Below are 14244 nucleotides of genomic sequence, written 5' to 3'. Positions count from 1 at the left end.
TTTTTAACGCTCATTAATTCAGAAATAACATGATGGAAGATCGCAAAACCGACGCAGTGTCTGTGAATGCGGGCGGCTTGCCGGCGCTGGAGGCGAGGCTTGCGCAGGAGCTCGCCCTGCTTGAGCGACCGGCAAAGCCGTGGGTGCCGCGCACCTCTCGCAACGGTTACGAAGTGCTGGATGTCGCCGTTGTCGGCGCCGGGCTCTGCGGGCTGACCGCGCTTGCGGCTCTTTCATTTGCCGGGATCGACAATATCCGCGCTTTCGACAGGGCGCCCAGCGGGCGGGAAGGCCCATGGGTGACCAGTGCGCGCATGGAGACATTGCGCACCCGCAAGGAGCTGGCCGGGCCGGCGCTCGGCGTACCCTCCCTGACATTCCGCGCATGGTTCGAGGCGCAGTTCGGCGCGCGCGCCTATGAGGAGATGGTGCTCATACCGCGTGAAGCCTGGATGGCTTACATGGTCTGGTATCGCAATGTGCTGGCACTGCCGGTGAGCAACGATACCGAACTTGCCGGTCTCGTTCTGCGCGAGGATGGTCTGCTCGCTCTCGATTTTCTGGGGCCCGAAGGTCCAGCCAGGGTTCTGGCGCGCCGGGTTATCCTGGCGACTGGGCTCGATGGCCTCGGTGCGCCGCGCCTGCCGGATGTGGCGAAAACGGTTCCCGCCCGCTTCGTGCGCCACAGCGGCGATGTATTCGACGTGGGCGCATGGCGCGGCAAACGTGTTGCGGTGGTCGGCGCTGGCGCTTCGGCGATGGACAATGCAGCCGCAGCACTGGAGGCGGGGGCGGCCCGCGTCGATCTTTTCATTCGCAGGGCCGATATCCCCCGGGTCGAAAAATTCGGCGGTATCGCCAGCCTCGGCATGACCCACGGTTATATCGGCTTGCCCGATGCCGACCGTTGGGCCTTCATGGTCGAGGCGGAGCGCACACAGATCCCGCCGCCGCGCCACAGCGTCCTCCGGGTCTCGCGCCATGACAATGCGTTCTTCCATCTGGGCAGTCCCGTTCTCAGTCTGACGGAAGTGGGCGATGCGATGGAAATCGAGACCCCGAAGGGGCTCTATCCGGCCGATCTCATCATTTTCGCCACCGGCTTCGATGTCGATTTCGCCCGGCGGCCGGAATTTACCGCCTTAAGCGACCGCGTCCTGCTCTGGCGTGACGCCTATCAGCCGCCGGCCGGTGAGGAGAATGACGCGCTGGGGTCCTATCCCTATCTCGGGCCGGCTTTCGAGTTTCTGCCGAAACCGGGTCTGCCGGCCGCCGAGGCGGAGGCGATTTCCCGTATCCATTGCTTCGCCTACCCGGCCGTCCCGTCCCACGGGAAAATCACCAGCGGCATTCCGGCCGTCAGCCCGGGGGCGGAGCGTCTGGCGCAGGGCATTGCCAGGTCTCTCTTCGTCGAAGACCGCGCCCGTCATTTCGAGACTTTCATGAACCACGACGCCGCTGAAATCACCGGCGAGGAATGGCGCGATGCGGACGCGCAGGACAGGATCAAGGAGCATGCCAATGGCTGAAGCGGCGCTGAAACTGGAGATATTTTACGGCATTTCTTCGCCATGGGCCTATTTCGGTGCGCCACGGGCCGTGGAAGTCGCCCGCACACATGGCGCCGCAATCGTGTTGCGGCCCATCCGCATCATCGAGGCCAATGGCGGCATTCCGCTGCGCAGCCGCCCGGATGCCCGGCAGAGCTATCATGCCGTGGAGCTGGACCGTTGGCGGCGTTATCTCGATATGCCGCTCAACCTGACACCGAAATTTTACCCCTGCGCCACCATCGAACGTGCCGCCCAGCTCGTCATCGCCGCGCAGAAGGCCGGGCTCGATGCGATCAGCCTGTCCTTCGCCATCCAGCGCGCCCTGTGGAGCGAAGAGCGCGACATTGCCGATCCCGACACACTGCGTACCATCGCACAGGCCGTCCTCGGCTCGGATGGTGCAGCACTCGTTCGCGATCCGCAGCCGGAAGACATCGTGGCGGAATGGCAGGGAAATCTGGCAGAGGCCGAACGTCTCGGGATTTTCGGCACGCCGACCTATGTGGTGAATGGCGAACTCTTCTGGGGGCAGGACCGTCTGGAATTCGTCAGCCGCGCCCTTGGGGCGCTCAAGCAGCAGCTTTCACAATCCGCAGTGAGGACATCCGCATGACCGATGCCGCAAAACTCCATAATGACGCCATCGTCATCGACGGTCTGCAAACCTGCCAGTGGAGCAGGTCGATATTCGAAGACATGCGCGCCGGCGGCCTCACCGCCGTCAACGTTTCCAGCGTGATCTGGGAAAACTTCCGCGAAGGCATCGGTTATGTCAGCGAATGGAAGCGTTTCCTGCGGGAAAACGACGACCTGATCCGTCCGGTGCGGACGGTCGCCGATATTCATGCGGCCAAGGCCGAGAACAGGACCGGCATCATCATCGGCTGGCAGAACACCTCGCCGCTCGAGGACAAGCTGGATTATGTCGAAATCTTCAAGGATCTCGGCGTCGGCATCATGCAGCTGACCTACAATACCCAGAACTATTCCGGCGCCGGATATCTGGAGGAAAACGACAGCGGCCTGACCGGCTTCGGCCGCGAGGTGCTGGCGGAGATGAACCGCGTCGGCGTGCTTTGCGACCTGAGCCATGTCGGCGACAGAACGACGGCGGATGTCATCGCCCGCTCGCAAGCGCCGGTCTGCATCTCGCATGTGCTGCCGCGGGCGCTGCGCGATGTGAAGCGCAACAAGCCAGATGAACTGTTCAAAGCCTGCGCGGAAAATGGCGGCATCATCGGCATCAGTCTTTTTGCGCCGGGTCTTGCTGCCGGAAACGACGCCACGGTCGAGGATTATCTCGACGCCATGGCCTATGTCATCGATCTCGTCGGCGAGGATCATGTCGGCATCGGCACGGATTTTTCGCAGGAGCGGCCGCGTCCCGGCCCCTGGCAGCTCTGGGCCAACCGCGACAAGGGTACGGCCCGCACGCTGACGGAATTCGCGACGGTCAAGATTTCCAAGCCGAAGGGCATCGAGCGCATCGGCGAGGTGCCCAACATCACCGCCCGTATGCTGGCGCGCGGCTGGAGCGAAACGCTCGTTCTCAAACTTCTCGGCCAGAACTGGCTGCGTGTGCTGGATGCCGCCTGGCGGCCCGTAAACTGACAATATCGAAAACAAACGGAGGCAACTGAAATGAAAAATGCTCATCAGCGCCGCAGGGCCGCTCTCGTCGTCGGCATCGTTGCCGCCGGGATCGCATCGCTCTCGGGCACCGTCTTCGCACAGGATGCGACGAAGGGCACCGTCAACATCGTCGGTTTCTCCGGCGTCTTTGCGGATAACTACCAGAAATTCATCATCGACGCCTTCAAGGCCAAACATCCGGGCATCGAGGTGAATTATCAGCAGAGCAAGAATTCGGCCGAAACGCTGGCGCTTCTCACCCTTCAGCGCGCCGAGCCGAAGGTCGATGTCGCCCTGATCGACGTTTCGGTGGCGATCAAGGCGAACAAGGAAGAGCTGTTCACCAAGCTTGATGCCGCAAAGGTGCCGAACCTTGCCGAACAGCCGGAATGGGCGCGCATCGATGGCGACCGCGCCGTCGCCTTCTCGCAGGACAATCTCGCCATTCTCTACAATACCGACGCGGTGAAGGAGCCGCCGACAAGCTGGGCCGATCTCGCTGATCCGAAATACAAGGGAAAGATCGCCGCCAAGCTTTCCGATACGCGCGGCGTCATTCTCCTGCCGATTCTCACCAAGCTGAAGGGCGGCGACTACAAGACCTCCATCGATCCGGCCATCGATTTCCTGAAGGAGGTTGCGCCGAGCGTCTCGACCTTCGAACCCGCACCGGATTGCTATGCGGTGGTGCAGAGCGGCGAAGTCGATCTCTCCGTCTGCTGGAACGGCCGCGCACAATATCTGCACGACACGCAGGGCGGCAAGATCGGGATCGCCTTGCCGAAGGAAGGCTCCATCGGCCAGACGAATACGATCGGTCTGGTCGAAGGCTCCGCCAACAAAGAGGCCGCCGAACTCTTCGTCAATTATGCGCTGAGCGCCGAGGCGCAGGCGACCTTCGCCGAAAAGAGCTTCTACGGTCCGGTCAACAGCAAGGTCGCGCTGAGCGAACCCGTTGCCGCCCGCATCTATGGCAGCAAGGAAGCCCAGGCCGCGCAGTCTTCCCTCGACTGGAACTTCGTGGCGGACAAATATTCGGCATGGATACAGCGGATCAACCGCGAGGTCATCGCGGCGAATTGAGACAGGAAGCAGAGGACGCCATGGCCGATCATCATGTCGAGATCGACAATCTCGTGAAGACCTATCCGGGCGCCCTCAAGCCCTCCGTGGATCACGTCAGCCTTTCCCTCCCGCGCGGGGAAATGCTGGCGCTGCTGGGGCCTTCCGGCTGCGGCAAAACGACGATCCTGCGAATGATCGCCGGTCTCATCCCGGTAACCTCGGGTGAAATTCGCCTGGACGGCCGCGATATTTCCGCAACCCCGGTCCACAGGCGCAATATGGGCATGGTCTTTCAGGCCTATGCCCTGTTTCCGCATATGAATGTCGCCGAAAACATCGCTTTCGGGCTGGAAATGCGCGGCATCGCAAAGTCGGAGCGCAAGGAGAGGGTGGCGAAGGCGCTCGATCTGGTCAAGCTTTCCGGTTTCGGCGAAAGGCGCGTCTCCCAGCTTTCTGGCGGCCAGCAGCAACGGGCGGCGATTGCCCGCTCTCTCGTCATCGAACCCGCTCTGCTGCTGTTCGATGAGCCGCTTTCCAATCTCGATGCCAAGCTGCGCGACGAGATGCGCGATGAAATCCGCGATATCCAGAACCGCACCGGCGTCACCAGCATTTTCGTCACCCACGATCAGGATGAAGCCCTGTCCATGGCCGACCGGCTCGCGGTCATGTCCGAAGGCCGGCTGGAGCAGATCGGCACGCCGCGTGAGATTTTCGACCGGCCGAAAACCGATTTCGTCGCTTCCTTCATCGGCGCCGGCTCGTTTCTTACGGGCACCGTGCTTGCGCCGGGCCGGGCTGAGATTCCCGGTCTCGGCTTCCTGCATTTCTCGGGCGCTGTCCCGGTCGGCCAGAAGGCGCGGTTTCTGGTCCGCCCGCACCGCTTTCTGCTTGGCGATGGCGTCAATGCTTTCTCCGGCATTGTCGAGCACGTCACCTATCGCGGGCAGATGCTGACGCTTGGCGTGCGTGCGGGCGATCATCGCCTGCAGGCCGATCTGCCCACCCATGCCGCCGCTCTGCCGGCAAAGGGCGAGCGCGTGACGCTTTCCGTTGCGCCGGAGGATGTGACGCTGATCGGGGAGGCGGCCTGATGGCGGCGGCAAGCCATGCTTCCGGCGGCGGCACGTCGCATCGCGGCGTTTTGCTTCTTCTGCTTCTGCCGGGCCTCGTCGCACTGCTGACGACGTTTCTGTTGCCGCTCATCTGGCTGGTGCGCGCCTCCTTCGCATCCTCATCCATGGCCGCCCTTCGCGGCGGCGACTGGACGCTCGAATCCTACAGAACCGTGCTGTTCGACCCGTTTTACTGGAAGATCGCCTGGAACACGCTTTATCTCGGGGTGAATGTCGCCATTTTCGCGGTCGTTCTTTCCTATCCCATCGCGCTTTTTCTGGCCCGCACCCAAAGCCGCTGGCGCGGGGTGCTGACAGCGCTTGCCGTCGCGCCGCTTCTCACCTCCTCGGTGGTGCGTACCTATGGCTGGATGGTCATTCTGGGGGATCGGGGCGTCATCAATACGGCGCTGCAATCTTCCGGGCTGACGGATGGTGTCATACGGCTCACCAATAATTATTTCGGCGCGACTGTCGCGCTGATCGAAATCCTGATGCCCTATGCGATCCTGGCGATGCTGAGCGGTTTCGGCCGGCTGAACACGCAGCTGGAGGAAGCCGCCGCGATGCTCGGCGCGAACCGCCTGCGGGTCTTCACCCGCATCGTGCTGCCGCTTTCGCTGCCCGGCGTTCTCACCGCAGCGCTTCTCGTCTTCGTGCTGGCGATTTCCTCCTTCGTCACGCCGCGCCTGATGGGCGGCGGACGTGTCTTCGTCATCGGCACGGAGGTTTATAACGAAGCGACTGTGACGCTGAACTGGCCGCTGGCGGCTGCCCTTTCGGTGCTGCTGCTCGTGCTGTTCGGCAGCGTGATCGTGATTTACCAGCGCGCCATGCGCGCGCTTGAGACGTGAGGCCGGCCATGGATGCGAAATTCGGACGCCTCGCCCACGCGCTTCTGCTGACACTGCTTTACCTGTTTCTTCTGGCGCCGATCATCGTCGTCCTGATTATTTCCTTCGATACGCGGCAATATCTGGCTTTTCCGCCGGAAAGCCTGTCCTTCGGCTCCTATGCCAAGGTTTTCGCCAATGCCAAATTCATCGGCGCCTTCTGGCGCAGCCTCGGTATCGGTCTGCTTGTCGGTTTCGTCTCGATCTTCGCGGGGCTGCTTCTGTCGCTGGCGCTCTCACGGCACGAATTCCGCGGCAAAGGGGCGATCAACTTCCTCATCCTCGCACCCTTCCTCGTGCCGCATATCGTGCTCGCCGTCGGCGTGATGCTGGTGCTCGGGCCGCTTGGCCTGCTGGATAGTTATACCGGCATTTTCCTCGCGCATCTCGGCATCACCACGCCCTATACGGTGCGCACCATCACCATGAGCCTGATGGCGGTGGATCGCCGTGTCGAGGAGGCGGCGCGCGTTCATGGCGCATCGCCCGCCATGGTGCTGTGGCGCATCACCCTGCCGCTGGTCCGACCCGGCCTCATCGCCGGTGCGGTCATCGCCTTCCTGATTTCTTTCGATGAGGCGACGATCTCGCTCTTCATCGTCTCGGTCAAATCCTCGACGCTACCGACGGAAATCTATCATTATCTGGAATATTCCACCGATCCGCAGATTGCTGCTCTCTCCGTTATCCTCATCCTGATTTCGGTCATCGTCGTGGTGGCGGTCGAGCGGTTGATCGGGCTGCGCAAGGTGCTGTGACATGACGATGGTGAAAGTGGCAGCCGGTACATTGCAGGGCAGGCTGGAAAACGGAATTCACGCCTTTCTCGGTGTGCCCTATGCCGCGCCCGTCACGCCCGAACGCCGCTTCGAAGCGCCGCAGCCCGTGCCGCCGTGGCAGGGCGCGCGGGATGCCACCCGGCTTGGCCCCGTCTGCCCGCAAATTCCCACTTACGGCCCGGTGGGCACCGCCGCGACCTCGAAACTGGCCTTCGGCGAGGATTTCCTCACCGTCAATATTCGCACGCCCGATCCGGCGGGCAGGGCGCCGGTGCTGTTCTGGATCCATGGCGGCGGTTACGCGGTCGGTTCCGCCAATGAACCGGTGCTGCAGAGCGGCGCTTTCGCGGCAAGCGGCATCGTTGAGGTCACGGTCAATTATCGCCTTGGCGCGCTCGGTTTCCTCCATCTTGAAGGCAGGCCCGACAATCGCGGTCTGCTCGATCTTATCGCCGCACTCAAATGGGTGCGCGACAATATTGCCGCCTTCGGTGGCGACCCGGACCGGGTGACGCTGGCCGGGCGCTCGGCGGGCGGCTTTGCCGTCGCGGCGCTGATGGCCATGCCGGGCGCGCAGGGGCTTTTCCACCGGGCCATGCCGCAGAGCGGCGCAAGCACGGGCATCGCCTCGATGGAGGATGCCGCCAAATTGACGCGCCGGTTTCTGGCGGCCGCAAATGCCGATGAGGCTTCGCTTGCAGCCCTGCCCATGCACCGGCTGCTCGAAATTCAGCGCGATCTCTGCAACCAGTCCTATGAGCAGCATGATTTTGCCCGCGATGGCGCAGCCTCGATGCTCGGCGTGCCCTTCGTTCCGGTTATCGATGGGGTAAGCCTGCCGGAACATCCGGAAATTGCCGCCCGCGAAGGTCGCACCGCCGCCGTGCCGATGATGATCGGCTGCACGACGGGCGAATATGTGACCCATGCGACGGCGCAGCCGAAAATGGATTTCGCGCTTTGCGCGGAATTGCTGCATGAGCGGGTTCTGCCGCGTGGCCTCACCGGCTCCCTTATTGTCGAGCGTTATCGCAGGGCGCTGCCGAGCCACAGCCCACGCGGCATCTGGCGCGCGGTTGCCGGCGATCTCGTCTTCCAGCTTCCGGCGATCCGTTTCGCCGGGCTGCATGCCCGTTTCAATCCGGTCTATAAATATCTCTACGGCCCGCTGGAGGCCGATGAGCTGGGTGCGCCGCACGGGGCGGAGGTCGGCTCGGTCTGGTATCGCAATGGTTCGAATGGCCGCGAACTGCCCGAGCGCCAGCGGGTGGCGGATGCGGGCTTTGCAAGAGCGATCCACGATCTGTGGGCCTCCTTCATAAAGGACGAACGGCCCCGTGCCCCGAATGGTGAGTGGCCGCTATATCATGCCGAAAAGCCCATGGTTCTGCGGGCGGCCCCTGCCGGGTTTGGCGCTACTCCCGATCCTTTCGACGGGCGCGAGGCGCTTTGGCTGCCGGCTGGCCATGAGGATCGCGGGCCGGTATAGCGCTTGGTGACGATGAGGCAGAAACACAGGTCTTGAACACAGGCCTTGGGGCGGAGTGGAAAATGGCGTCTGACTATCTCGATACGCGGCAGCTCGAGGCTTTCGTGGCCGTGGTTTCGATCGGCAGCATCACCGGCGCGGCCAAGGCGCTGGGCAAGTCTCAACCCGTCGTGACACGCCTCATTCAGGACCTTGAGGGCGAAATCGGCTTCGCGCTGCTGCACCGCAACGGCCCTCGCATCACGCCCACCGAAAAAGGGGTGGCCTTTTTCGCGCAGGCGGAACTGTTCCTCGGCGGTCTCAGAACGATCAGCGAAAGCGCAAGGCGCATTCACGCCGCGCGCCGCACGGCTATCGAGGTCGCCTCCATTCCGGCGATTGCCGCAAGTCTCCTGCCACGGGCGCTCGCCGCCCTGCCGGCCGACCGGTTTCCCGATCATGTGCATCTCCAGAGCATTTCTTCGGAAAATGTCGTGCAGGCGGTGATGGCGGGCACGGCGGATCTCGGCGCCGTCAGCCTTCCACTCGACAATCCCGGCGTCGATATTCACTGGCTGGGGGAGGTGCCGTGCGTGGCTGTGGTGGCGGAAGATCATCCGCTCGCCCGGAAAGCGGTCATCTCCGCCGAAGACCTTGCCGGAAACCGGCTCATCGCTTCGGCAAACCCCTTCCGCCTGCGCATGCGGATCAACGATGTGCTTTCCAGCCTCGGCGTCGACCTTTCCTCCGTGATCGACAGCAATGCGACCTATGTTTCGCTTTCGCTGGCGCGCATGGGTCTCGGTGTCGCAATCGTCGAATCGATTACCCTCTGGGGCCTGCCGGTGGAGGGTGTTCGCGTCATACCGCTCTCGTTCCACATCCCGTTCCAGTGGGGCCTCGTGACGGCGGCCGGCCGGCCGGTCATCTTCGAGGTGGAGCAGCTTGTGGCCACGGCAAGACGGCTCGTGGCGGATATTCCCCAGGCGATTGTTTACGATAAAATATCGCAAATTCAAAATTTTGATTGAATTTCCTGATGTAATTTGTGCGTTCCGCAAGCCGCAAGCCGCAAGCCGCAAGCCGCAAGCCGCAAGCCGCCACTAGTATAGTGTTCCCAAATCCGGCCGGACTTGGACCCGGCCCGATCCGATCCCGTGCGGCGGACTATATCCGAGACTCCAGCGGACGCGCCTTGCGCGGCCGCCGGAGCTTTTTTGAGTAAAAAGCGAAATCGCTTTCACGTCCGGACAATGCGTTAAAACAGAAGGCCAGTGCACTCCCCCGCGACCCCCCGTTCACGGGAAATGTTCTAGACCGCCAGCAGCTTCTCGTTGCCGATGCGGGTGGTTTCGACGGCGCCCTCGGTTTCGATCCGTTTTCCGGTGGCCGGATCGAAGAAATGAAGGTGGGCGGCGGGGAGATCGAGGTGGATGCGCTGGCCGGGTTTTACCGAAAGGTCCTCACCGATGGCGGCGGAGAAGGTCTCGCCGGCGATATCGGCATGGACGATGCGGCCCGAGCCCAGTTCTTCGACGAAATCCACGACTGCCGGCACGCCGGCGCCATCCGTGCTGACCACGCACTGTTCCGGGCGGATGCCGACGGTCACGTCGCGGCCGCGCAGTTCCAGCGCGGTTTCGGGGAAGAGCTTTACGGGCGTACCATGCAGCATCACGGCGGGGGATTCCACCTCCACCCTCGTGTTGAACAGGTTCATGGCAGGCGAGCCGATGAAAGAGGCAACGAAGGTACTGGCCGGGCGGTGATAGATATCCAGCGGATGGCCGACCTGCTCGACATTACCCTTGTTCATCACCACCAGCCGGTCGGCCAGCGTCATGGCCTCCACCTGATCGTGGGTGACGAAGATGGATGTGGCGGAGAGGCGCTGGTGCAGCTTGCGGATCTCCGCGCGCATGGTCACACGCAGCTTGGCGTCGAGGTTGGAGAGCGGCTCGTCGAAGAGAAACACCGCAGGTTCGCGGATGATGGCGCGGGCCATGGCGACGCGCTGGCGCTGGCCGCCGGAAAGGGCCGCGGGCTTGCGCTCCAGATAATCGGAAAGGCCGACGATCTTTGCGGTCTCCTCGATGCGGCGCTGGCGTTCGGCCTTCGGAACGCCGGCGACCTTCAGCGCATAGCCGATATTGCCGGCCACCGACATATGCGGGTAAAGCGCGTAGTTCTGGAACACCATGGCGCAGCCGCGCTCGCGCGGCTCCAGCGTGTTGACCACCCGCCCGCCAATGGCGATCTCGCCGGAGGTGATGTCCTCCAGACCGGCGATCATGCGCAGAAGCGTGGATTTGCCGCAGCCCGACGGGCCGAGGATGACGACGAATTCGCCGGAGTCGAAAGTGAGATCCACGCCGTGCAGGGTGGGCGTCTTGCCATAGGATTTGCGGACCTGACGGATATCGATCTGAGCCATGATGGGAAACCTTGTTGTTGAAAGCCGCGCTGTTACTTGTCGGACGAGACGAGGCCGCGGACAAACCAGCGTTGCAGGAAGGCCACGACGAGAAGCGGCGGCAGGATGATGATGAGGGAACCGGCCAGTGTGACGTTCCAGTCCGGCGTTCCGTCATCGGCGGGCAGAAGCGCGCGTAGCGACATCATCACCGTCTTGTAGGACGGGTCGGTGACCATCAGCAGCGGCCACAGATACTGGTTCCAGGCATAAACGAACATGATGGTGGTGAGCGCCAGCATGTTGGTGCGCGACAGCGGCAGCAGCATGTCCACGAAGAAACGCGCGGCACCCGAACCGTCCATGCGCGCGGCCTCCGCCAGCTCGTCCGGGATCGTCATGAAGAACTGCCGGTAGAGAAAGGTGCCGGTGGCGGTGGCGATCAGCGGCAGGGTAAGGCCGGCATAGGAGTTCAGCAGGTTCCATTCCAGTGTGACCTCGATGCCGAACAGGCCGAGGATGGAGCGGAACGGCTGGAAAAGATCGGCGGCGACGGAATAGGTCGGCACCACGCGCACTTCGAGCGGCAGCATCAGGGTGATGAATACCGTCCAGAAGAACAGGTGCCTGAGCGGCGAGCGGAAGAACACGATGGCGAAGGCGGTGAAGGCCGAGAGGGCCACCTTGCCGACGGTCACCAGCGTCGCCATGATCATGCTATTGAGGAGGGCGTTGCCGAGATTGGCGCGTTGCCAGGCCGCCTGCGCATTGGTGAAGAATTCACCCTGCGGCATGAAGTTGAAGGGGACGCTGTTGACCTGCTGGACCGACTGGCTGGCGCCGGAAATGACGACGATGAAGGGACCGATGAGCAGGAAGAAGCCGGCCACCATGATCGCATAGGTCAGGGCGTCGGCATAGGGTGTGCGCTGGATCATCGCCGCCTCACTTGTAATGGACTTGCCGCTCGACGAAGCGGAACTGGATGAAGGTGAAGACCATGATGAGGCCGATGAGGACGAGGCTCTGCGCCGAGGCGCCGGAATAGTTCAGCCCCTCGAAGGCCTCGCTGACGATGCGGTAGACCATCACTTCGGTGGCGTGGTTGGGGCCGCCCTCCGTGGTGGAGGCGACGATGCCGAACGTATCGGCGCCGACGAAACCCTCGGTCATCATGATAACGGTCAGGAAGAACAGGGTCGGCGCCAGCAGCGGCACCTGAATGTCGATGGCGCGGCGAATGGGCCCGGAACCGTCCATGGCGGCCGCCTCGGTCAGCGAACGCGGCACGGATTGCAGGCCGGCGAACAGGAAGATGAAGGTGTAACCCGCCCATTTCCAGATGAAGATGACGATGACGAGGATGAGCGCGTGCTCGCCGTATTTGGCCGGGTTCCAGATATCGGGCCACCAGGAATTCAGCGATGCGGCGATGCCGCGTTCCGGCGACAGGATGAAGCGGAAGGCCATGCCGGCGGCGGGACCGGCAATCGCATAGGGCAGGATATAAAGCACCCGGAAAAAGCCGGAACCGGGAAGCTGGCGATCGACCGCAAGGGCGAGCACGAGGCCGATGAGGATCGCGAAAAACGGCCCGGCGATCGCAAAGATCAGACTGGTGAGGATCGACTGCCAATAAAGCGGATCGCCGAAGGTTTCGATGAAATTGGCTAAACCGACGAATTCCGCCTGGCCGCCGAAGGGCGGCTCCAGCGTGAATGCCCAGTTCAGCACCGCCGCAACCGGCCAATAGAAGAACAGAAGGATAAGCAGAAACTGCGGCAGGGCGAAGAGCACAGGCAGCCATGTGCTTTTGAAGACGGTACGCTTTTCCATTGGAGTCCGGCAGAGTTCGAGATTTCGGCGGGCCTGCCCGAACGACTGTCCGGACAGGCCTTTGACGGCGAGGAAAGAACGCTTAGTTCAGCTTGGCGCCTTCATAGGTCTTTTCGAAGCGGCGCAGGCCGGTGTTGGCGCGCTCGACGGCCTTGTCGAGTTCAGCCTGGATATCGGCGTTCTGCATGAAGATGGCTTCGAGCGAGGTGGCGACTTCCTTGCGGATCTGCGTGAAACCGCCGAGGCGGATACCGCGGGTATATTCGGAAGGCGGCGTAAAGGTCAGGCTCTCGATGGCCTTTTCGCGGCCCTTATAGGGGGCCTTGTCGTAAAAACCGTTGGCCTTCATGGCGTCGAAGCCGGTCTTGGTGACCGGGATGTAACCGGTAACGGTCGACCACCACTCAACCATATCAGGCTGGGCGATGAAGTTCAGGAATGCGGCAGCGCCCTTGTATTCGGCTTCCGGACGACCGGCCATGACCCACAGCGAAGCGCCGCCGACCAGCGAGTTGTGGCGCTCCGTGCCCTTCCAGATCGGCAGCATGGCGACGTCCCACTTCACGCCTTCCGGCATGGACTTGCCGACGGTGCCGTGGTTGGCGATGGAAGTCATGAACATCTGGCAGGTCTGCGAGGTGAAGGCTGGCAGGATATCCATGCCGAGCTGCTTGGTCTTGACGACGAACAGCTTCTCGTCCTGCATCTTCTTGAAGAATTTCACGTGGTCGACGAACTTGGTCTTGTTGATCGCAAGTTCCGCGTCCAGACCCTGATAACCGTTGGCCTTGGTGGCGATCGGCTGGTTGTGGATGGCGGAGAATTGCTCCATCAGCATCCATGTGTCGAAGTTGAAGGCGAGCGGGCATTCGAAGCCGGCGGCTTTCAGCTTCTTCGAAGCTTCTTCGACCTGTTCCCATGTGTCGGGCTTGAAGGTGATGCCGGCTTTTTCGAAAGCGTCGACATTGTAATAGAACATCGCGGTCGAAGAATTGTAGGGGAAGGAGTTCAATTCACCCGAAGCCGTGGCGTAATAATTGGCGATGCCGGGGAAATAATTGTTCCAGTCGATCTTGTAGCCATTGTCGGCCATCAGCTTCTTGGCGGGAACGAAAGCCTTGGACAGCATCATGTCCAGCGTGCCGGCGTCATAAATCTGGGTGATGGCGGGCTGCTTCTTGGCGCGATAGGCGGCAATGGTGTTCTGCAGGGTGGATTCGTAGTCGTTCTGCGAGGTGCAGACGATCTCGAATTCGGCCTGGGAGTCGTTGAACTTCTTGCAGGTGTCCTGCACGCGGTCGCCGAGATCGCCGGAAAGACCGTACCAGAATTCGAACTTGGTCTTTTCTGCCTGGGCGGCCGTAGCGCCGAAGGCGGCGGCGATGGCGACGCCGGCCACGAAGGAAGTCAGAGCGGAAGATTTCATGAGTTGAGCCCCGTTGATGGAATGATGGCCTGCTCGGCAAGGACCTCATGTCCCCGGCACGTAG

General features: G+C 62.2%; 13 protein-coding genes. 9 read left to right on the top strand and 4 right to left on the bottom strand.

Features of this window, described 5'->3' with window-relative positions; translation table 11 throughout:
• The first annotated feature begins 29 nt into the window (after positions 1 to 29).
• The 9 genes from ACQZ5G_RS23225 (at position 30) to ACQZ5G_RS23185 (ending at position 9536) form a co-directional block, all read left to right on the top strand.
• Positions 30 to 1529 carry a SidA/IucD/PvdA family monooxygenase gene (locus ACQZ5G_RS23225; RefSeq protein WP_448739038.1) on the top strand — a complete coding sequence of 500 codons (1500 nt, stop codon included), beginning with the start codon at positions 30 to 32 and terminating at the stop codon, positions 1527 to 1529.
• Positions 1522 to 2166, top strand: a complete 645-nt coding sequence (locus tag ACQZ5G_RS23220) for a DsbA family protein (protein ID WP_448739039.1) — start codon at positions 1522 to 1524, stop codon at positions 2164 to 2166. The genes ACQZ5G_RS23225 and ACQZ5G_RS23220 overlap by 8 nt, the downstream gene beginning before the upstream one ends.
• Positions 2163 to 3164 (top strand): dipeptidase, encoded by a 1002-nt coding sequence (locus ACQZ5G_RS23215; protein WP_448739040.1) that lies wholly within the window; start codon positions 2163 to 2165, stop codon positions 3162 to 3164. The genes ACQZ5G_RS23220 and ACQZ5G_RS23215 overlap by 4 nt, the downstream gene beginning before the upstream one ends.
• Positions 3165 to 3194: 30 nt before the next feature.
• Complete coding sequence (locus ACQZ5G_RS23210) at positions 3195 to 4268, top strand: ABC transporter substrate-binding protein (protein WP_448739041.1); 1074 nt, start codon at positions 3195 to 3197, stop codon at positions 4266 to 4268.
• Between the two features lie 20 nt (positions 4269 to 4288).
• Positions 4289 to 5344, top strand: coding sequence for an ABC transporter ATP-binding protein (locus ACQZ5G_RS23205; protein ID WP_448739042.1), 1056 nt, complete (start codon positions 4289 to 4291; stop codon positions 5342 to 5344).
• Positions 5344 to 6219, top strand: a complete 876-nt coding sequence (locus tag ACQZ5G_RS23200) for an ABC transporter permease (RefSeq protein ID WP_059757192.1) — start codon at positions 5344 to 5346, stop codon at positions 6217 to 6219. Before ACQZ5G_RS23205 ends, ACQZ5G_RS23200 begins: the two co-directional genes overlap by 1 nt.
• Positions 6220 to 6227: 8 nt before the next feature.
• Positions 6228 to 7016 (top strand): ABC transporter permease, encoded by a 789-nt coding sequence (locus ACQZ5G_RS23195; RefSeq protein ID WP_059757194.1) that lies wholly within the window; start codon positions 6228 to 6230, stop codon positions 7014 to 7016.
• Between the two features lies 1 nt (position 7017).
• Positions 7018 to 8526 (top strand): carboxylesterase/lipase family protein, encoded by a 1509-nt coding sequence (locus tag ACQZ5G_RS23190; RefSeq protein ID WP_448739043.1) that lies wholly within the window; start codon positions 7018 to 7020, stop codon positions 8524 to 8526.
• 62 nt (positions 8527 to 8588) lie between these two features.
• The gene (locus ACQZ5G_RS23185; RefSeq protein WP_448739044.1) at positions 8589 to 9536 is read left to right on the top strand and encodes a LysR family transcriptional regulator; all 948 of its coding nucleotides are present in this window, start codon (positions 8589 to 8591) and stop codon (positions 9534 to 9536) included.
• Positions 9537 to 9817: 281 nt separating this feature from the next.
• Here the strand turns inward: ACQZ5G_RS23185 and ACQZ5G_RS23180 are convergent, their stop codons facing one another.
• The 4 genes from ACQZ5G_RS23180 to ACQZ5G_RS23165 all read right to left on the bottom strand — a co-directional run bounded on the left by ACQZ5G_RS23180 (position 9818) and on the right by ACQZ5G_RS23165 (position 14180).
• Positions 9818 to 10939, bottom strand: coding sequence for a sn-glycerol-3-phosphate import ATP-binding protein UgpC (locus ACQZ5G_RS23180; RefSeq protein WP_003520204.1), 1122 nt, complete (start codon positions 10937 to 10939; stop codon positions 9818 to 9820).
• Between the two features lie 32 nt (positions 10940 to 10971).
• Positions 10972 to 11856: an ABC transporter permease subunit gene (locus ACQZ5G_RS23175; protein WP_003520206.1), complete on the bottom strand. Its 885-nt coding sequence runs from the start codon at positions 11854 to 11856 to the stop codon at positions 10972 to 10974.
• 7 nt (positions 11857 to 11863) lie between these two features.
• Positions 11864 to 12754 (bottom strand): carbohydrate ABC transporter permease, encoded by an 891-nt coding sequence (locus tag ACQZ5G_RS23170; protein WP_004432873.1) that lies wholly within the window; start codon positions 12752 to 12754, stop codon positions 11864 to 11866.
• Between the two features lie 82 nt (positions 12755 to 12836).
• On the bottom strand, positions 12837 to 14180 hold the full coding sequence (locus tag ACQZ5G_RS23165) for an extracellular solute-binding protein (protein WP_004432875.1): 1344 nt from the start codon (positions 14178 to 14180) through the stop codon (positions 12837 to 12839).
• Positions 14181 to 14244 lie beyond the last annotated feature (64 nt).

Source organism: Agrobacterium sp. 22-214-1 (genome assembly GCF_053522465.1).
The sequence above is the reverse complement of the archived record's forward strand: the minus strand, read 5'-3'. Positions and strand labels throughout refer to the sequence as shown.